The 18,983-nt window shown below is 56.6% G+C and carries 16 protein-coding genes and 1 other RNA gene; 6 read left to right on the top strand and 11 right to left on the bottom strand.

Features of this window, described 5'->3' with window-relative positions; translation table 11 throughout:
- Positions 1–66: 66 nt before the first annotated feature.
- Positions 67–768, top strand: a complete 702-nt coding sequence (locus M2422_RS17350; RefSeq protein WP_033146726.1) for a pirin family protein — start codon at positions 67–69, stop codon at positions 766–768.
- Between the two features lie 81 nt (positions 769–849).
- Here M2422_RS17350 and M2422_RS17345 read toward each other — a convergent pair whose 3' ends face one another.
- From M2422_RS17345 to garL, 9 genes are all read right to left on the bottom strand, one after another.
- On the bottom strand, positions 850–1,260 hold the full coding sequence (locus M2422_RS17345; RefSeq protein WP_048974673.1) for a Spy/CpxP family protein refolding chaperone: 411 nt from the start codon (positions 1,258–1,260) through the stop codon (positions 850–852).
- A 151-nt stretch (positions 1,261–1,411) separates the two neighbouring features.
- Positions 1,412–3,706, bottom strand: coding sequence for a formate C-acetyltransferase (gene pflB / locus M2422_RS17340; RefSeq protein ID WP_064673355.1), 2,295 nt, complete (start codon positions 3,704–3,706; stop codon positions 1,412–1,414).
- Positions 3,707–3,721: 15 nt separating this feature from the next.
- Positions 3,722–4,930, bottom strand: coding sequence for a propionate kinase (tdcD, locus tag M2422_RS17335; RefSeq protein ID WP_064673392.1), 1,209 nt, complete (start codon positions 4,928–4,930; stop codon positions 3,722–3,724).
- A 30-nt stretch (positions 4,931–4,960) separates the two neighbouring features.
- Positions 4,961–6,292, bottom strand: coding sequence for a threonine/serine transporter TdcC (gene tdcC, locus M2422_RS17330; RefSeq protein WP_023333551.1), 1,332 nt, complete (start codon positions 6,290–6,292; stop codon positions 4,961–4,963).
- A gap of 9 nt (positions 6,293–6,301) precedes the next feature.
- Positions 6,302–7,291, bottom strand: coding sequence for a bifunctional threonine ammonia-lyase/L-serine ammonia-lyase TdcB (gene tdcB, locus M2422_RS17325; RefSeq protein ID WP_033147079.1), 990 nt, complete (start codon positions 7,289–7,291; stop codon positions 6,302–6,304).
- Positions 7,292–7,391: 100 nt separating this feature from the next.
- Positions 7,392–8,312: a transcriptional regulator TdcA gene (gene tdcA, locus M2422_RS17320; protein ID WP_008501504.1), complete on the bottom strand. Its 921-nt coding sequence runs from the start codon at positions 8,310–8,312 to the stop codon at positions 7,392–7,394.
- 676 nt (positions 8,313–8,988) lie between these two features.
- Positions 8,989–9,365: RNase P RNA component class A (rnpB, locus tag M2422_RS17315), an RNA gene on the bottom strand.
- A gap of 59 nt (positions 9,366–9,424) precedes the next feature.
- A complete protein-coding gene (gene garR, locus M2422_RS17310) occupies positions 9,425–10,315 on the bottom strand; it encodes a 2-hydroxy-3-oxopropionate reductase (RefSeq protein WP_033146730.1) in 891 nt (296 codons plus the stop codon).
- A 21-nt stretch (positions 10,316–10,336) separates the two neighbouring features.
- Positions 10,337–11,107 carry a 2-dehydro-3-deoxyglucarate aldolase gene (garL, locus tag M2422_RS17305; protein ID WP_064673356.1) on the bottom strand — a complete coding sequence of 257 codons (771 nt, stop codon included), beginning with the start codon at positions 11,105–11,107 and terminating at the stop codon, positions 10,337–10,339.
- Between the two features lie 373 nt (positions 11,108–11,480).
- On the opposite strand from garL, the gene garD reads away from it, so the two are divergent.
- Positions 11,481–13,052 (top strand): galactarate dehydratase, encoded by a 1,572-nt coding sequence (garD, locus tag M2422_RS17300; protein WP_064673357.1) that lies wholly within the window; start codon positions 11,481–11,483, stop codon positions 13,050–13,052.
- A gap of 153 nt (positions 13,053–13,205) precedes the next feature.
- On the opposite strand, the gene rsmI is transcribed toward garD, so the two are convergent.
- Entirely contained in the window at positions 13,206–14,069 is an 864-nt protein-coding gene (gene rsmI, locus M2422_RS17295; RefSeq protein WP_023309315.1) for a 16S rRNA (cytidine(1402)-2'-O)-methyltransferase, read from the bottom strand.
- Positions 14,070–14,131: 62 nt separating this feature from the next.
- Between rsmI and M2422_RS17290 the strand changes: the two genes are divergently transcribed.
- The 4 genes from M2422_RS17290 to dolP are packed head-to-tail and all read left to right on the top strand — an operon-like array spanning position 14,132 to position 17,859.
- A complete protein-coding gene (locus M2422_RS17290) occupies positions 14,132–16,309 on the top strand; it encodes a penicillin-binding protein activator (protein ID WP_064673358.1) in 2,178 nt (725 codons plus the stop codon).
- The gene (locus M2422_RS17285; RefSeq protein ID WP_064673359.1) at positions 16,267–16,662 is read left to right on the top strand and encodes a YraN family protein; all 396 of its coding nucleotides are present in this window, start codon (positions 16,267–16,269) and stop codon (positions 16,660–16,662) included. Before M2422_RS17290 ends, M2422_RS17285 begins: the two co-directional genes overlap by 43 nt.
- A gap of 21 nt (positions 16,663–16,683) precedes the next feature.
- On the top strand, positions 16,684–17,274 hold the full coding sequence (diaA, locus tag M2422_RS17280; protein ID WP_003861754.1) for a DnaA initiator-associating protein DiaA: 591 nt from the start codon (positions 16,684–16,686) through the stop codon (positions 17,272–17,274).
- A 9-nt stretch (positions 17,275–17,283) separates the two neighbouring features.
- Positions 17,284–17,859 carry a division/outer membrane stress-associated lipid-binding lipoprotein gene (dolP, locus tag M2422_RS17275; protein ID WP_029739641.1) on the top strand — a complete coding sequence of 192 codons (576 nt, stop codon included), beginning with the start codon at positions 17,284–17,286 and terminating at the stop codon, positions 17,857–17,859.
- 67 nt (positions 17,860–17,926) lie between these two features.
- Here dolP and M2422_RS17270 read toward each other — a convergent pair whose 3' ends face one another.
- Positions 17,927–18,964: a permease gene (locus M2422_RS17270; protein ID WP_064673360.1), complete on the bottom strand. Its 1,038-nt coding sequence runs from the start codon at positions 18,962–18,964 to the stop codon at positions 17,927–17,929.
- Between the last annotated feature and the right edge of the window lie 19 nt (positions 18,965–18,983).

Below are 18,983 nucleotides of genomic sequence, written 5' to 3'. Positions count from 1 at the left end.
ATATCTGGCTAACAATGCAGCGTCCATACCTTTACCATTGTTTTAGTGTAAAGAGAGGTCAAGTTTATGATTACGACAAGAACAGCTAAACAGTGCGGACAAGCCGATTTCGGTTGGCTGCAGGCCCGCTACACCTTTTCCTTTGGACACTACTTTGACCCTAAACTCCTCGGTTACGCTTCACTGCGCGTGTTAAACCAGGAAGTGCTCGCCCCGGGCGCCTCCTTCCAGCCGCGTACGTACCCGAAAGTCGATATCCTGAACCTGATCCTGGAAGGCGAGGCAGAATACCGCGATAGCGAGGGCAATCATGTCCAGGCAAAGGCTGGCGAAGCGTTGTTAATTTCCACGCAGCCGGGCATCAGCTACAGCGAGCATAACCTCAGCAAAGACAAAACGCTGACCCGTATGCAGCTGTGGCTGGACGCCTGCCCCGAGCGGGAAAATCCGCTGGTACAGAAGTTAGATTTAACGGGCGATAAGCAGCAGCTGATTGCATCGCCGGACGGCAGTAAAGGTAGCCTGCAGCTGCGCCAGCAGGTGTGGCTGCACCATATCGAACTGAAGAAAGGTGATCAGGCGAGCTTCCAGCTTCATGGTCCGCGCGCCTATTTGCAGTCTATTCACGGTACGGTACATGCGGTGACGCACACGGAAGAGAAAGAAGCGCTCACCTGCGGCGACGGGGCGTTTATTCGTGATGAAGCGAATATCACCCTGGTGGCGGATACGCCGCTGCGCGCGCTGCTGATTGATTTGCCGGTTTAGAGAATGCTCTCACCCTAACCCTCTCCCAATGGGAGAGGGAACCGATCGAGCCACGGCAGAATCATCCGGCGCCGTAAGAAATCACTCTGCCAGCGCGTTAGCCATATCGGTTCTAATCTGCTTACGCTGTTCCGGCGTCAACACCTGGCTGACGTCGAAGTAATATTTCACGCGGTAATAGCGGGTCTGCTCTTCAATTTTGCTAAAGGCAGCAAGCTGGCTTTTCACCGTGCTTTCGTCCCATTTACCCGCCTGGAACATGTCGATCAGCGCGCCGTCCTTCACCCCCGTCATCGGGATCTTGCTGACATTTTGTTCCAGCTGCTTATGCAGATCTTCAATCTTTTTAACCTGCTCATTGCTGAGCTTCAGGTGCTGTACCAGCGGATCCTGCGAGGGAGACGGGGCAGCCTCAACGTTCGCGGCCTGCGCCGTAAAACTGCACGCTGCCAGCGAGGCGGCGGCCAGCGCAATACGGGTCATTTTCATCATCTTACTGTCCTTACATGCTGTGATAGGGAAAAGCAGGCGTATTGTTTTTCAAGAGCGGATGAATATGTGTGAGTAATTATATAAACAATTTTGTATGTTTAGCGGGCAAAAAAATGCCCCCAGGGTGAGGGGGCATGAGACCTGAATGTCGTCAGATAGATTGCGTAAACGTCCTCGAAATCACATCCTGCTGCTGCTCGCGCGTCAGGGCGTTAAAACGCACCGCATAGCCTGAAACGCGGATCGTCAGGTTCGGGTAATTCTCGGGATGCGCGATGGCATCGAGGAGCATTTCCCGGTTCATGACGTTGACGTTCAGATGCTGCCCGCCCTCAATGGACGCTTCGTGATGGAAGTACCCGTCCAGCAGCCCCACCAGGTTGGTTTTGCGCACCAGCTCGTCCTTGCCCAGCGCCTGCGGCACGATGGAGAAGGTGTAGGAGATCCCGTCTTTCGCGTAGGTGAACGGCAGCTTGGCCACCGACGTTAGCGAGGCCACGGCCCCTTTTCTGTCGCGGCCGTGCATCGGGTTCGCACCAGGGGCAAACGGCGTGCCGCCGCGGCGTCCGTCCGGCGTGTTCCCGGTCTTCTGGCCGTAAACCACGTTGGAGGTGATAGTCAGAATCGACTGGGTTGGCACCGCGTTGCGGTAGGTTGGCAGCGCCTGAATTTTCTTCATAAAGCGCTCCACCAGGTCGCAGGCGATGCTGTCCACGCGGTCGTCGTTGTTGCCGTACTGCGGATAGTCCCCTTCAATCACGAAATCGACCGCCAGACCGGTGTGGTCGCGCACCGGCTTCACCGTGGCGTATTTAATGGCCGACAGGGAATCCGCCGCCACCGACAGCCCGGCAATGCCGCAGGCCATGGTGCGATAGACGTCGCGGTCGTGCAGCGCCATCAGCGAGGCTTCGTAGCTGTACTTATCATGCATGTAGTGAATGAGGTTCAGGGCGCTGATGTACTGCACCGCCAGCCAGTCCATAAAGTGATCGAGGCTCGCCATCACGGTATCGTAATCCAGCACGTCGTCCAGCAGCGGCTCGGTTTTCGGGCCGACCTGGATCTTCAGCTTCTCGTCCACCCCGCCGTTGATCGCGTACAGCAGCGTTTTGGCGAGGTTGGCGCGCGCGCCAAAGAACTGCATCTGCTTGCCGATCACCATCGGGCTGACGCAGCAGGCAATGGCGTAGTCGTCGCTGTTGAAGTCCGCACGCATCAGATCGTCGTTCTCATACTGCAGCGAAGAGGTGACGATCGACACCTGCGCGGCGTATTTCTTGAACGCGATCGGCAGTTGTTCTGACCAGAGGATCGTCAGGTTCGGCTCCGGCGCAGGCCCCATTGTGTGCAGGGTATGCAGATAGCGGAAGCTGTTTTTGGTCACCAGCGTGCGCCCGTCCAGCCCCATGCCGCCGATCACTTCCGTCGCCCAGATCGGATCGCCGGAGAAGAGCGTGTCGAACTCCGGCGTGCGCAGGAAGCGCACCATGCGGATCTTCATGATGAAGTGATCGATCAGCTCCTGCGCCTGGACTTCATTCAGGCGCCCCGCCTGCATGTCGCGTTCAATGTAGATATCGAGGAACGAGGCCGTGCGCCCCAGCGACATCGCCCCGCCGTTCTGGGATTTGACCGCTGCAAGGTAGGCAAAATAGACCCACTGCACCGCTTCCTGGGCGTTCATCGCCGGACGTGAAATATCAAAGCCATAGTTCGCCGCCATCTGCTGGATCTGTAGCAGCGCGCGCCTGTGCTCCGCCAGCTCCTCACGCAGGCGGATCGTGGCTTCCAGATCTTCACCGCGCTCCAGCCTGCCCTGCAGATCGGCAAACTGAAGTTCGCGCTCGCGCACCAGATAAGCGATCCCGTATAGCGCCACGCGGCGATAGTCACCGATGATGCGTCCGCGCCCGTAGCCGTCCGGCAAACCGGTCAGCACGCCGGATTTACGGCAGCGCATCATCTCCGGCGAATAGACGTCAAACACGCCCTGGTTGTGGGTTTTGCGCAGGTCGGTAAACAGGTATTCGAACTGCGGATCCATCTCCCGGCCATAGGCTTCGAACGAGCTGCGGATCATGTTGATCCCGCCATAAGGATGCAGCGCGCGCTTGAGCGGCTTATTGGTTTGCAGGCCGACGATCGTCTCCAGATCCTGGTCGATATAGCCCGGCCCGTGGGCCGTAATCGTGGTGGCGATGTTGGTGTCGAAATCCACCGGGGCGTGGGTGGCATTCTCCTGGCGAATGCCGACCATTACCTTCTGCCACAGCGCCGTCGTTGCTGGCGTCGCCTGCGCGAGGAAAGCTTCATCGCCTTCATAAGGGGTGTAGTTATGCTGAATAAAATCGCGGACGTTGACGGCGTTTTTCCATTCTTCACCGCGAAACCCGGCCCATGCGTCGCTGTAGGGCGCGACGCCCGTATCAATTGTTACTTTCATGTGTTTCTCGCTTTATCAGGCGTAAGCCGCGGCCGGGGTAACCTTTCCAAGACGGAGGGCGTCCAGCGCGATCATTTTTTCTTCGTTGGTAGGGATAACCGCGCAGGCCACGCGGGACGATTCGGTGGAGATCACGCGTTCTCCCGCGCTCCCCGGCAGGGCATTTTTGGCGTCGTCGAGGATGATGCCGAAGACTTTCAGATGTTCCGCCACCAGCGCGCGGACAAGCTTCGAGTTTTCGCCAATGCCGCCGGTAAAGACCACCCCATCCAGGCGATGCAGCGACGCCGCGTGTCCGGCGATATGACGCGCAATGCGGTGCACGAAGGTGCGGATAGCCAGCTGCGCACGCTCGTTGCCTTCGTGCCAGGCTTTCTCCAGCGCGCGTAAATCGGAGGAGATACCGGAGATCCCCAGCAGCCCGGACTCTTTATTGACCACGCGCTCCAGATCCTCGAACGACTGGCCGGTCTGCTGGGCAATCCACGCCATCGCGCCGAAGTCCACATCGCCGCAGCGCGTCCCCATTACCAGCCCTTCCAGGGGCGTCATCCCCATCGAGGTATCGACGCTTTCGCAGTTGCACACCGCGCAGATGGACGCCCCGTTGCCGAGATGGGCAATCACCAGGCCGCTGTCGTCGGGGGACAGCCCGAGAAGCGTATGCGCCTGTGCGGCCACGTAGCGGTGAGAGGTGCCGTGGAAGCCGTAGCGGCGCACACCCAGCTCTTCAAAATAGCGGTACGGCAATCCGTACAGATACGCCTGCGGCGGCAGCGTCTGGTGGAAGCTGGTATCAAATACCGCGACCTGCTGCACGCCCGGGAACAGGCGCTCTGCGGCTTCCACGCCGCTCAGGTTGGCATAGTTATGCAGCGGTGCCAGCGGGGAGACCTGGCGAATCTGCGCGATCGCCTCTTCCGTGATCAGGGTCGACTCGCTGAAGAGGTTTCCCCCGTGCGCAATGCGGTGGCCAATTAAGGCCACGCTGCTCATCAGGTTACGCTTCTCCAGCTCCAGGGCGATGGCAGCCAGCGCCCCTTCGTAGTCCTGGTGAGCCAGTCTGGCCGGCTCACCCCCGTTCACGGAAATAAAGGCCTTCTCGGTGTTGATCCCGTCTGCAATGCCCGTCATCAGGGCATCGCAGCTGCTGGCGTCGAGCACCGAAAACTTAACAGAGGACGATCCGCAGTTAATAACCAGTACAACCGGAAATTCAATCATCATGTGACTCCGCTCTTCCTGAGCAATGGGTTAGAACAGTTTGTAAACGATATTCAGAATGGTCAGCAGGCCGACCGCGGTAACGAAGATGTTCTCGGTACGCCCTTTGTACTTCGCCAGCGCCGGTGCTTTGCGGATGGCATACATCGGCAGCAGGCAGAGCAGAGAGGCAATGATTGGTGCGCCCATGGCTTCAATAAGGTCCAGAATGTTCGGGTTAGCGTAGGCCACAACCCAGGTGGAGCCCATGATGAACACCATGCTGATGGTGTTCAGCTTGCCAACGGAGACTTTCTTCTTATCGCCCTTGTAGCCGAACTTGAGGATCAGGCCGTTCAACCCTTCCAGCGTGCCCAGGTAATGACCGAAGAAGGATTTGAAGATAGCCACCAGCGCGATGATGGAGGCACCGTATTCCAGTACCGTCGCGAACGTCGATTTGGTTCCTGACATTGACGCAAAGTGGTTCGCCAGGTAGGAGAGCACCGGAATGTTCTGCGCCTTGGCGTCCGCCATGTTCTGCGGAGAGAGCGTAAACAGGCAGCTAAAGGCGAAGAACATCACCACGGCCACCATCAGCAGGCTGGCGCGACCGATGATTTTGGAACATTTCTGCTCGGTGAACTCTTTCCCGAACTCCGGCTCGTACTCTTCGCGCTTGGAGACCACAAACGAGGAGACGATAGGCGAGAAGTTGAAGGAGAAGACCATGATGGAGATACCCAGCCACACCGTGACCAGAATGCCGTCATGACCGGTAAAGGCGATATCGCTCAGGTTGACCTGGTCAATCACCGCCGAGTTCCAGTAAGGGATCAGCGACAGGGAAATCAGCACAAGGCTGGCGATAAACGGGAACACCAGGAAGCTCATGACCTTCACCATCAGGTCTTTACCAAACCAGATAACAAAGGCCATCAACAGCAGCAGGAACAGCGCCACCACGCCGCGGTTCAGCGCAGGCAGCTGGAGCTGGTTTTCCCAGAAGGTCATAAAGGTGTTGGTAATGGTGACGCCGTAAATCCACAGCAGCGGGCAAATGGCGAAGAAGTAGAGGAAGGTGATCACCACCCCACCGGTTTTGCCAAAGTGCTCTTCCACCGTTTCGGTGATGTTGCCGGAGACGTTGCTGCCGGAGAGGCACAAACGCGCCAGCGCGCGGTGGCAGTAAAACGCAATCGGGAACGCGAGAACCAGCATCAGCAGGATAGGGATCAATCCACCAAAGCCTGCGCGAATGGGGAAGAACAGCACGCCTGCGCCAATGGCGGTACCAAACAGGCCGAGCGTCCATGTGGTATCAGACTTACGCCAGGAGGACGTTTTTGTCTGGCCAACGATAATGCTTTCAGTGTTGCTCATAGGTCACCTTTATGCGTCAACGAAGCCGGTAATTTGGGAAACACGGGAGAGATCGATATTGCCGCCGGAAATAATGCAGACGGTTTTACGACCCTGAATATAGTGGTCAAGCTTGCCGCTTAATAACGCGGCGCAGGCCAGCGCGCCGGCACCTTCCGTCACCACTTTATTTCGCTGAATAAGCGCGATCATGCTGTCACGAATGTTGTCTTCGCTGACCAGCACAATGTCATCAACCAGCTCGCGAACAATTTCGAACGGTAAATTACCGGGGCGAGAAACGTCACAGCCGTCGGCCAGCGTGCCACTAACGCGATGGCTGATTATTTCCCCGGCCTGATACGATGCCGCCATGCCGTGAACATTTTCTGACTGCACGCCGATGATATTAATGGTGGGGTTAATGGATTTAATTGCCGTCGCAATCCCGGCAATTAAACCGCCGCCGCCGATAGGCACAATAACGTTATCCACATCGTATAAATCTTCGAGAATTTCCAGACCGATGGTGCCCTGCCCGGCGATCACTTTGGCGTCATCGTACGGCGGAATAAAAATGCGCCCTTCCATCTCGACGATTTCGCTGACTTTGGCAATGGTGTCGTTGAAGTTCTCGCCGTGCAGCACCACTTCCGCCGAGTAGTCGCGCGTCGCGGCCACCTTGGATTTCGGCGCGCCCATCGGCATCACCACTTTGCCGTCGATGCCAAGCATCGCGCAGGAGAGGGACACACCCTGCGCGTGGTTTCCCGCGGAGCAGGCGACAACGCCTTTGCGTTTTTCAGCGTCGGTCAGCGAGCTTAATTTGTTAAACGCGCCGCGGATCTTAAACGAGCCGGTACGCTGCATGTTCTCAAACTTCAGGAATATTTCGCCCTTGCAGCGTTCGCTAAGATAATTCGAGCGCGGCATACCTGTTTTATATATTTTTCCTGCCAGTCGTTTTCTGGCGTCCTGAATATCTTCAATCGTTACCGGGAGATCGTAGGTAATATGCATAATATCCTCGTTATAATAATTCATTCTTTTCAGGCAAAGTCAGGGTATCAGAGCGTTACAGAGATAAGCTCTGGGTGTTTTTAAAATGATTACTCATTATTCATCGTCGTCTTTCGATATTCATCGACGAATACTGTTTTGCCAGCTCAACTAATACTGACGCCGATTTTTTAATCCTGTAATTTTTTGACCACACGGCGGCATAACGCGCCACGGGTAATTCATCTTCTACGGGCAGCACAATAAACTGGTCAGAACCGAACGGCGCAATCATGTCGCGGGGAATGACCGTCAGATAATCGGCATTCAGCACAAGGTTATAAATGGTGACGACAGAATCGGTCTGGACGATGTTTTCGATGCTGATGTGGTTGTCTTGCAGGGTGGTCAGAAGTTCTTTGTAGTAGCCCATATCGGTTTGCGGCATCACCCACTGCTCGTGCGTGAGCGATGCCAGTGTCGTCGGGCCGGTGCACGTTCGCGTTTTGCTGGCGACCAGCACAAACTCGGACTCAAACAGCGGTTCGACGTGCAGATCCTGCAGCAGCATTTCATCACTCAGCGTGCCGATAGCGAAATCCAGACGACCGTCGCGAATAGCCGGAAGGAAAGAGGAGAGCTGGGCTTCATACATCGAGACGCGTGCTTTCGGGAACACTTCCTTGAATTTTTTGATCATCTCGGACAGGAAGGTAAAGCCGATCAGCGACGGGTAGCCAAAGGAGACGTCCATGACGGTACTGAAGCTCAGGCTGTTAATCTCACTCACCATGTTTTTCATTTCGCGGGTGATCGACTCAGAGTACGAGAGCAGAACCTGACCCGCGGCAGTGAGTTTTACGCCGGTGTTTTTACGCACCATCACTTCCACGCCGAAGTAGGACTCAATATCGCTGATGATTTTGCTGACGGCGGGTTGCGTCAGGCCAAGCTGTCTTGCTGCAGAACCTATGGAGCCACTTTTAATGACTTCCTGAAATACCACGAGGTGCTGTGTTTTCGGTAGAATAATAGTGTTCATAATATTCTGCGCTTATTTCCCTATGACGGAGCGGATTCTACCTAATAGTGTTTAAGGGGGTATGTGCTGTCACTCACAATTTGCTTTTTCGCACGCTTCACAGGAACAGTGAAAACCAAAAAATGCATTTATTATCAATAACATAAATAAATACAGCCACACCATTACGCTGATATCGATCAATAAAAGCAGTAGTAATAAATTTATTTTATGGCGATAACCTTGATAAATTTTTCAGCGTTAAAAAAATCAATAAAGACGATCTTTCAGGCAATTAAAGACCAATAAATAACCGCTATTTGTTTGAAACATTCTTTCAGTTTATTAAATTTTTCCGATGCGAATTTTCAGGTTTGCGGAAAAGAGTGGAATGCGTCACATATTCACGGGAGAAATGTATTTGATTTCAATATATGCATATCAAACGCGAAAAGTTTCGGGATCATAAAGGTAACAAACATAACAAATCATCAATACTAAAAATCGCGTGTTTTTTAGCGTGAAATTTTGTGATGGCGATCGTCTACAGATGCAGGAGCGATACGGAAGGGATAAAAACAGTGAAATGTGCTTAATGTCGCAAATATGAGAATTGATGTCGTTTGTCCGGCGCTGCGCTTACCCGGCCAGCAACACCCGGAAAGCAAAAAACCCGCCGAGGCGGGTTTTTTTAAGAAGTTGAAGCTGACCGATAAGCCGGGTTCTGTCGTGGACAGTCATTCATCTAGGCCAGCAATCGCTCACTGGCTCAAGCAGCCTACCCGGGTTCAGTACGGGCCGTACCATGTGAACCCCTATTTGGCCTTGCTCCGGGTGGAGTTTACCGTGCCACGGACTGTTACCAGCCGCGCGGTGCGCTCTTACCGCACCCTTTCACCCTTACCTGATCCCGCTTGCGCGGGCCATCGGCGGTTTGCTCTCTGTTGCACTGGTCGTGGGTTTCCCCCCCAGGCGTTACCTGGCACCCTGCCCTATGGAGCCCGGACTTTCCTCCCCTCCGCCCGTCTCCCCCGAAAGGGACGACGACGAAGCGGCGACTGTCTGGTCAGCTTCGGCGCGCAGTATAGAGGGTTTGCGCGCCGCTGTCACCCTCAGGTGTGGGCACGGCGTGATTAACGCGCCACTTCCACCTTCGCCAGTTTTTCGTAGTAGCACGCAATCGCGCTGTGATCGGCCGTGCCCAGGCCATCCGCACGCAGCGCCTGCATCATCTCCATGACCGCCGCGGTCAGCGGCAGCTGCGCGCCTACGCCGTGTGACGTATCCAGCGCGTTCGCCAGATCTTTAATGTGCAGGTCGATGCGGAAACCGGGTTTGAAATTACGATCCATCACCATCGGCGCTTTGGCATCCAGTACGGTACTGCCCGCCAGACCGCCGCGAATGGCCTGATAGACCAGGTCCGGATTAACGCCCGCTTTGGTTGCCAGCGTCAGCGCTTCGGACATGGCGGCAATGTTCAGCGCCACAATCACCTGGTTTGCCAGCTTGGTCACGTTACCCGCCCCGATGTCCCCGGTATGCACCACCGAGCCCGCCATGGCTTTCATCAGGTCGTAGTATCTATCGAAAACGGCTTTATCTCCGCCGACCATCACCGACAGCGTGCCGTCGATCGCTTTCGGCTCACCGCCGCTGACCGGCGCATCCAGCATATCGACGCTCTTCGCTTTTAACGCCTCGCTGATTTCACGGCTTGCGAGCGGTGCAATAGAGCTCATATCAATCAACACCAGACCCGGCTTCGCACCGTCGATAATGCCGTTCTCACCCAGCGCAACCTCTTTAACATGCGGGGAGTTGGGCAGCATGGTGATGATGACATCGCACTGCTCGGCAATGGCCTTCGCGGTGGTGGCCGTTTCAGCGCCCGCCGCTATCACCTCTGCCACGGCCTGCGGATTGTGATCGGATACCACCAGTGAGTAACCCGCTTTGATGAGGTTCTTACTCATTGGTTTACCCATGATCCCCAGGCCAATAAAACCCACTTTCAGCGTCATAATCTGTTTCCTCAATGATGGTTATTTTTTAAAAGCGTCGGCTAATTTCTGCGTGGCCGAGCGGAAGACCCCGAGGTCGCTGCCGACGGCAACAAACGTGGCTCCCCACTCCAGATAGCGACGGGCGTCAGCCTCAACCGGCGCCAGAATGCCGCACGGTTTGCCGTGAGCTTTAGCGCGGGCAAAGATGTGCTGGATCGCGCGCTGCACGTCAGGGTGGCTGGCATTACCCAGATGGCCAAAGGCGGCCGCCAGATCGCTCGGGCCGACGAAGATACCGTCCACGCCGTTTGTGGCTGCAATCGCGTCAACGTTATCAACGCCCTGCTGGCTCTCGATCTGAACCAGAATAGTGATGTTGTTATTGGACTGCGTGAAGTAGTCCGGCACGGTGCCAAACATATTGGCGCGATGCGAAACGGAAACGCCGCGGATCCCTTCTGGCGGATAGCGCGTTGAGGCTACGGCCAGGGCCGCTTGTTCTTCCGTCTCCACAAACGGGATCAGGAAGTTGTAGAAACCGATATCCAGCAGGCGCTTGATAATTACCGGCTCGTTAGTTGGCACGCGCACTATCGGGGCGCTGGGGCTGCCTTTCAGCGCCATCAGCTGCGGAATAAAGGTGCTGATATCGTTCGGCGCATGTTCGCCGTCCAGCACCAGCCAGTCAAAACCGGCCAGGCCCAGCACTTCGGTGCTGATAGGGTTTGCCAGCGCGGACCAGCAGCCAATCTGAATCTGGTGTGCCGCGAGGGCCGCTTTAAATTTATTCGGGAAGATATCGTTACTCATCGTATTTACCTTTTTAATTCGCAGCCTATATCAGCATCATTTTATTTATCCAGACACCGCACCAGCATTATATTTATTATTCTGACGTATTTTGGCGTTATAAAATCGTCATTCAGTATAAAACGCAACCCACGACCGCACATTGTTTTAATGCTCAAGCATTGCGTAACATTTCAAAGATTTTTTTTGCATATGCACAAGGCGCTGGGCGCTAATGCACAGAATCAGGCATTACCGGTTCTGGAGCGATCGCGATCACATTTTCATATCCCCTATGCTGACATGCTTTAATTCTGAAAGCCGCGTATTTATTTCTACCATTAGAAAATTGGCTGAATTTATTATCAGACACTTTGCTGGAGAATACTGAACAATGGCCGACATTGAAATTCGACAGGCATCGCCGACGGCGTTTTATATAAAAGTCCACGACACCGATAATGTGGCGATAATTGTCAACGACAATGGCTTAAAAGCGGGCACCCGCTTTCCGGACGGGCTGGAACTGATTGAGCATATTCCACAGGGACATAAAGTCGCCCTGGTGGATATCCCTGCTAACAGCGAAATCGTACGTTACGGTGAAGTCATCGGCTATGCCGTTCGCTCTATACCGCAGGGCAGCTGGGTTGAGGAGTCGCTGGTGGCGCTGCCGGAAGCGCCGCCGCTGAACACGCTTCCGCTGGCGTCCCGCGTGCCGGAACCGCTTCCTCCGCTGGAGGGCTATACCTTCGAAGGCTACCGCAACGCGGACGGCAGCGTCGGCACCAAGAATCTGCTCGGCATTACCACCAGCGTGCACTGCGTGGCGGGCGTAGTGGATTACGTGGTGAAAATCATCGAACGCGATCTGCTGCCGAAATACCCGAACGTCGACGGCGTGGTGGGCCTGAACCACCTCTACGGCTGCGGCGTGGCGATTAACGCACCCGCTGCGGTAGTGCCGATCCGCACCATTCACAATATTGCCCTCAACCCGAACTTTGGCGGCGAGGTGATGGTAATTGGTCTGGGGTGTGAAAAATTGCAGCCAGAGCGCCTGCTGCAGGGCACCGAAGATGTGAAAGCCATTCCGGCAGACGAGGCCAGCATCGTGCGCCTGCAGGACGAACGCCACGTGGGTTTCCGCTCAATGGTCGACGATATCCTGCAGGTGGCTGAACGCCATCTGGACAAGCTCAACAAGCGCCAGCGCGAAACCTGCCCGGCGTCTGATTTGGTAGTGGGAACACAGTGCGGCGGCAGCGATGCCTTCTCCGGCGTGACGGCCAACCCGGCGGTGGGCTATGCGTCCGATCTGCTTGTTCGCTGCGGCGCCACGGTGATGTTCTCCGAGGTGACCGAAGTGCGTGACGCCATCCATCTGCTCACGCCACGCACCGTTAATGAAGAGGTCGGCAAGCGCCTGCTTGAGGAAATGGCCTGGTACGATAGCTATCTCGATATGGGCAAAACCGACCGCAGCGCCAACCCGTCTCCGGGGAACAAAAAAGGCGGCCTCGCGAACGTGGTGGAAAAAGCCCTTGGTTCGATTGCCAAATCCGGCCAGAGCGCGATTGTGGAAGTGCTCTCTCCGGGCCAGCGCCCGACCAAACGCGGCCTGATCTACGCGGCAACGCCGGCCAGCGATTTCGTCTGCGGCACGCAGCAGGTGGCGTCCGGCATTACGGTACAGGTCTTTACCACCGGGCGCGGCACGCCGTACGGCCTGATGGCGGTGCCGGTGATCAAGATGGCGACCCGTACCGAGCTGGCAAACCGCTGGTATGACTTAATGGACATCAACGCGGGCACCATCGCCACCGGAGAAGAGAGCATTGAGGACGTGGGCTGGAAACTGTTCCACTTCATTCTGGATGTCGCAAGCGGGCGGAAGAAAACCTTCTCCGACCAGTGGGGGCTGCATAATCAGCTGGCGGTGTTTAACCCGGCACCGGTGACGTGATTTTTCGCACCACATCTATCCCGCATTTAGGTAACCCGCCGGACACGCCGCAAACCTTCCAGGTTGAGGCGATACCTGTTGGCTAAATGACGCATAACGATCTGCAGGCCGGGTTAGGCTCAGCCGCCACCCGGCAAAACAGGCGGCAGGGGCTTACTCCCCCTGCTGCTCCAGCGCATGCTTGTACAGCGCATTTTTCTTCACGCCGTGAATCTCCGCCGCCAGCGCAGCGGCCTTCTTCAGCGGTAGTTCCGCCTGCAGCAGCGCCAGCGTGCGCAGCGCATCGGCAGGGAGCGCGTCTTCCTGCGCCTTATGCCCTTCGACGATCAGCACCATTTCACCCTTGCGGCGGTTTTCGTCTTCCTTCACCCACGCCAGCAGTTCACCCACCGGCGCGCCGTGGATCGTTTCCCAGGTTTTGGTCAGCTCGCGCGCCAGCACCACGTAGCGGGCTTCTCCCCACACGGTCACCATATCTTCCAGGCTCTCCAGCAGGCGGTGCGTGGATTCGTAGAAAATCAGGGTGCGCGGTTCCGCTTCCAGATCTTTTAACACGTCACGGCGGCCTTTGGATTTGGCAGGCAGGAAGCCTTCATAGCAGAAACGGTCAGACGGCAGACCCGCGGCACTCAGCGCAGCAATGGCGGCACACGGCCCCGGCAGCGGCACAACGCGAATACCGGCTTCACGACAGGTACGCACCAGGTGATAGCCGGGATCGTTGATCAGCGGCGTACCGGCGTCGGAGACCAGGGCAATGTTCTGCCCCTCTTTCAGCTTCGCCACCAGCGTTTCGGCTTTTTGTTGCTCATTGTGATCGTGCAGAGCAAACAGACGGGCGTTAATCGCGAAATGTTGCAGCAGCAGGCCGGTGTGGCGGGTATCTTCAGCAGCAATTAAATCAACAGCTTGCAGTACGGTGAGCGCACGTTGGGTAATATCAGACAAATTCCCGATAGGAGTAGGTACAATATAAAGCTGGCCTTGAGAATTATCTGCCGTTTCGTGTTGTTTCATTGTTTCGTCCGTATTGCCGATTTAATATTGAGCATTGCGTAAAAAAAATCACTGGATACAGTATGGTACCGTTAACGTTTCTTCGAAAAAAAGCCACGCGCAGCGTGCCGCTTCTGCTGGCAGCCCTGATCTTTGCAGGCTGTGGCACCCAGGCACCTGACCAGAGCACCGCCCATCTTCAGGGATCTGCTCAGGCTGATTCTGGCTTTTATCTGCAACAAATGTCGCAGAGTTCAAATGATACCAAGACCAACTGGCAATTACTCGCCATTCGTGCACTGCTGAAAGAGGGTAAAACCCAGCAGGCAGCCGAACTGTTTAACCAGTTGCCAAAAGATCTTAACGACGCCCAGCGTCGTGAGCAGAGCCTGCTCTCTGCCGAGCTGAAGGTCGCGCTGAAAGATTACGCCGCCGCGAAGAAGACCCTCGGTGACATTGACGTGAGCGCGCTGGATAAAAATCAGCAGGCTCGCTTCTGGCAGGCGGGCATTACCGCTGAGCAGGGACGTCCTTCTCTCACGCTGCTCCGCGCCCTCGTCGCGCAAGAGCCGCTGCTCGGCGGTGCCGATAAGCAAAAAAATATTGATGCCACCTGGCAAGCGCTTGCCTCGATGACTCAGGAACAGGCGCAGGCTCTGGTCATCAACGCCGATGAAAACGTCCTTCAGGGCTGGCTGGATCTGCAGCAGATGTGGTTTAACAACCGCAGCGATCCAAAGATGCTGAAGGCCGGTATTACGGACTGGCAGACGCGCTACCCGCAAAACCCGGGGGCGAAAATGCTGCCAACCCAGCTGGTAAACGTGCAGAACTTTAAGCCAGCGTCCACCAGCAAAATCGCCCTGCTTCTGCCGCTCAACGGCCAGGCGGCGGTGTTTGGCCGTACCATTCAGCAGGGCTTTGAAGCCGCGAAAAACGGTACCACTTCGGTAACCGGCAGCGCGGTTCCCGCGCAGGCGGCCCAGTCGGCTAACGTGAATGATGTGGTCAGCCCGTCCGCAGCGGAGACCAGCGATCTGACCACGGCGCAAGCGCCGGCGCAGGGTACGATGCAAAACCCGGTGACGGCCCCGACGACGCCTCCGGCTACAGCAGCACCTGCTGCGGCAGCCCCGGCTACTACAGCACCTGCTACTCAGGCTCCGGCCGAGACGCAAGCGGCACCAGCACCTGAAGCGACAGCAGAACAGCCTCAACCGCAGCCTGCACAACCCGCGGCCCAGCCTGCTGCGCAGCCGCAGACCGTGGCAACCACCAGCGCCAACCCGGGCGCTGAGGTGAAAATTTACGACACCAGCTCGCAGCCCCTTGACCAGGTTCTGGCGCAGGTTCAGCAGGACGGGGCGAGCATCGTTGTCGGTCCGCTGCTGAAAAACAACGTGGAAGAGCTGATGAAGAGCAATACCACGCTGAACGTGCTGGCGCTCAACCAACCTGAGCAGGTTCAGAACCGGGCCAATATTTGCTACTTCGCGCTTTCCCCTGAAGATGAAGCCCGCGATGCGGCGCGCCATATTCACGAGCAGGGTAAGCAGGCTCCGCTGCTGCTCATCCCACGCAGCGCGCTGGGCGATCGCGTGGCCAATGCCTTTGCCGATGAGTGGCAGAAGCTGGGCGGCGGCGTGGTGTTGCAGCAGAAATTTGGTTCCGCCTCTGAACTGCGCGCGGGCGTAAACGGTGGAGCGGGTATCGCGCTCAACGGCAGCCCTGTCACCGCGAGCCTGCCGCCGCAGCAGGGCGTGACGATTGGCGGCCTGACGATCCCTGCCCCGCCTACCGACGCGCAGATTAGCGGTGGCGGCAAAGTGGATGCGGCCTATATCGTTGCCACGCCGCAGGAGATCGCCTTTATCAAACCGATGATCGCGATGCGTAACGGCAGCCAGAGCGGCGCAACGCTTTACGCCAGCTCACGCAGCGCGCAGGGCACCGCAGGCCCGGATTTCCGTCTGGAAATGGACGGTCTGCAGTACAGCGAAATTCCGATGCTGGCAGGCAGCAACCCGGCGCTGATGCAGCAGGCGCTGAGTACCGTACGTAACGATTATTCGCTGGCTCGTCTGTATGCGATGGGTGTCGATGCATGGGCGCTGGCGAACCACTTTACCCAGATGCGTCAGGTGCCGGGCTTTGAGCTTAACGGCAACACCGGCGATCTGACCGCGACTCAGGACTGCGTGATCAACAGGAAGTTATCATGGCTCAAATACCAGCAGGGGCAAATCGTCCCGGCCAGTTAAGCCGTAAAGAGACCGGCGATGCGTGGGAGTTAAAGGCGCGTCGCTGGCTCGAAGGCAAAGGACTGCGCTTTATCGCCGCTAACGTCCGCGGGCGCGGCGGCGAAATTGATCTGATCATGAAAGAGGGTCAGGTCATCGTGTTTGTAGAAGTCCGTTTTCGACAGTCCTCCCGTTTTGGCGGTGCTGCCGCCAGCGTGACGCTCGCCAAACAACATAAATTATTACAGACTGCCCACTTGTGGCTTGCCCGCCATAATGGGAGCTTTGATACTGTGGATTGCCGGTTCGATGTGGTAGCCTTCACCGGAAATGAGATCGAATGGCTTAAAAACGCTTTTGGCGAAGACGCATAATTAAGATTTAAAAGGGATAACGTGCTCGAAAGAATTAAAGTGTGCTTCACAGAAAGCATCCAGACTCAGATTGCCGCGGCGGAAGCCCTTCCGGATGCTATCTCGCGTGCCGCAATGACGCTGGTGCAATCCCTGCTTAATGGCAACAAAATCCTCTGTTGTGGCAACGGCACGTCAGCCGCCAACGCACAGCATTTTGCTGCCAGCATGATCAATCGCTTTGAAACAGAACGCCCGAGTTTACCCGCCATTGCACTTAATACCGATAATGTGGTCTTAACGGCGATTGCTAACGATCGTCTGCATGATGAAATTTACGCAAAGCAGGTGCGAGCCCTGGGTCATGCGGGAGATGTGCTGCTGGCCATCTCCACGCGCGGCAATAGCCGGGACATTGTCAAAGCCGTTGAAGCCGCCGTCACCCGCGACATGACCATCGTGGCCTTAACCGGCTATGACGGGGGTGAGCTGGCGGGTCTGCTTGGGCCGCAGGATGTGGAAATCCGCATTCCTTCTCACCGAAGCGCGCGTATTCAGGAGATGCATATGCTCACGGTGAACTGCTTATGTGATTTGATCGATAACACGCTTTTCCCTCACCAGGATGATTAAGGAGTTCTTATGAAGGCTTTATCGACCCTCGCAGTCCTTATGTCTGCATTACTGCTTCAGGGATGTATCGCTGCGGCCGTTGTGGGTACCGCCGCGGTAGGCACCAAAGCGGCAACCGATCCACGCACCGTGGGGACACAGGTGGATGACGGTACGCTGGAGCTGCGCGTCAACAGTGCGCTGTCGAAAGACGAACAAATCAAGAAAGAAGCGCGTATCAACGTGACGGCTTATCAGGGCAAAGTGCTGCTGGCAGGCCAGGCGCCGAATCTGGAGCTAGCCTCTCGCGCGAAACAGATTGCGATGGGCGTCGAAGGGACCACAGAGGTGTTTAACGAAGTGCGCCAGGGCAAGCCAATTGGCCTGGGTGACGCCTCTTCCGATACCTGGATCACCACCAAAGTGCGTTCCCAGCTGCTGGGCTCGGACCAGGTGAAATCCTCCAACGTGAAAGTGACGACTGAAAACGGCGAAGTGTTCCTGCTGGGTCTGGTGACCGACCGTGAAGGGAAAGCGGCGGCGGATATCGCCAGCCGGGTGAGCGGCGTGAAGCACGTCACCACCGCGTTTACTTACATCAAATAAAAAAAATCCCCTCGCTTGAGGGGATTTTTTTGTAGGCCCGGTAAGCGCCAGCGCCACCGGGCTTTTTTTACATCAACGCAATACTGCCCACAATCACCCCGCTCAACGCCACCAGTCCTGCGGTCAGCCACAGCGCTTTCGCCGGGAACGACTTACGCAGCATGATAAGCGACGGCAGGCTGATCGCCGGCAGCGTAATCAGCAGCGCCAGCGCCGGCGCGGTGCCCATACCGGCCAGCATCATGGTCTGAACAATCGGGATCTCCGCAGCCGTTGGGATCACAAACAGGCAGCCTGCAACGGCCATCGCAATGACCCACATCAGCGTGTTGTCGATAGCGCCATCCGCATGCGGAAAGAGCCAGACGCGCGCCGCTCCCAGCACCAGTACCGCCAGGATATAGACCGGGATGGTGCTCCAGAAAAGCTGCCATAGCGCCCTGCCCCAGCGCGCAAAGAAGCCCCCCTGCGGCTCGCTGACGTCCAGCTCAACGGCTGCGGGTTCTGCGGCAGTATCCTTCACCAGTTTTTGCACCAGCGTCGCCACCACCAGCACGGTCAGCAGCCCGGCAACCAGGCGGATGAACGCGAAATGCCAGCCCAGCACAAAGCCCATAAACACCAGCGTCGCCGGGTTGAGCAGCGGGTTCCCCATCCAGAACGCCAGCGCGCCGCCCATCGACACGCGCTGACGCCGCATCCCTGCGGCCACGGGCGCGGCGCAGCAGGAACACATCATGCCCGGCAGGGAGAAGATCGTCCCCAGCAGCGTGCCCTGAAAGCGCGGCTGCCCAAGGGTTTTCACCAGCCAGTTACGAGGGATAAGCACCTGAATCAGCGAGCCCAGAATGACGCCTAAGACGGCGGCCTTCCAGACGGCAAGGAAGTAGACCATGGCATAGTCCCACGCCGCCTGCAGCGGGCTGGAATCAGCCTGAGCGAGAATAGATTTACCGATGCTGTGCGTTTCGGCGGCGGTGAAGGCTTTGCCGTAGTACGGCTGCCATTTCACGTACCAGAGGCCAACAATGACCACGAGAAAGAAGAGTGCGGGCTTCCACCATTGGACAGGTGTTGCCGCCTGAGATGAAGACTGACCAGTCATAGCATTCCCCGGAGAGTAT

This window comes from Enterobacter sp. SLBN-59, from assembly GCF_024807915.1.
In the GTDB taxonomy this organism is placed as follows: Bacteria; Pseudomonadota; Gammaproteobacteria; order Enterobacterales; family Enterobacteriaceae; genus Enterobacter; species Enterobacter asburiae_B.
This window is presented reverse-complemented; position numbering and strand designations above follow the sequence as displayed.

Excerpts from the sequence above, each read along its gene's own strand:
- M2422_RS17350 (WP_033146726.1), top strand. The coding sequence starts at position 67 with ATGATTACGACAAGAACAGCTAAACAGTGCGGACAAGCCGATTTCGGT.
- M2422_RS17345 (WP_048974673.1), bottom strand. The coding sequence starts at position 1,260 with ATGATGAAAATGACCCGTATTGCGCTGGCCGCCGCCTCGCTGGCAGCG.
- pflB (WP_064673355.1), bottom strand. The coding sequence starts at position 3,706 with ATGAAAGTAACAATTGATACGGGCGTCGCGCCCTACAGCGACGCATGG.
- tdcD (WP_064673392.1), bottom strand. The coding sequence starts at position 4,930 with ATGATTGAATTTCCGGTTGTACTGGTTATTAACTGCGGATCGTCCTCT.
- tdcC (WP_023333551.1), bottom strand. The coding sequence starts at position 6,292 with ATGAGCAACACTGAAAGCATTATCGTTGGCCAGACAAAAACGTCCTCC.
- tdcB (WP_033147079.1), bottom strand. The coding sequence starts at position 7,291 with ATGCATATTACCTACGATCTCCCGGTAACGATTGAAGATATTCAGGAC.
- tdcA (WP_008501504.1), bottom strand. The coding sequence starts at position 8,312 with ATGAACACTATTATTCTACCGAAAACACAGCACCTCGTGGTATTTCAG.
- garR (WP_033146730.1), bottom strand. The coding sequence starts at position 10,315 with ATGACGCTGAAAGTGGGTTTTATTGGCCTGGGGATCATGGGTAAACCA.
- garL (WP_064673356.1), bottom strand. The coding sequence starts at position 11,107 with ATGAGTAACGATATCTTCCCGAATAAATTTAAAGCGGCCCTCGCGGCA.
- garD (WP_064673357.1), top strand. The coding sequence starts at position 11,481 with ATGGCCGACATTGAAATTCGACAGGCATCGCCGACGGCGTTTTATATA.
- rsmI (WP_023309315.1), bottom strand. The coding sequence starts at position 14,069 with ATGAAACAACACGAAACGGCAGATAATTCTCAAGGCCAGCTTTATATT.
- M2422_RS17290 (WP_064673358.1), top strand. The coding sequence starts at position 14,132 with ATGGTACCGTTAACGTTTCTTCGAAAAAAAGCCACGCGCAGCGTGCCG.
- M2422_RS17285 (WP_064673359.1), top strand. The coding sequence starts at position 16,267 with ATGGCTCAAATACCAGCAGGGGCAAATCGTCCCGGCCAGTTAAGCCGT.
- dolP (WP_029739641.1), top strand. The coding sequence starts at position 17,284 with ATGAAGGCTTTATCGACCCTCGCAGTCCTTATGTCTGCATTACTGCTT.
- M2422_RS17270 (WP_064673360.1), bottom strand. The coding sequence starts at position 18,964 with ATGACTGGTCAGTCTTCATCTCAGGCGGCAACACCTGTCCAATGGTGG.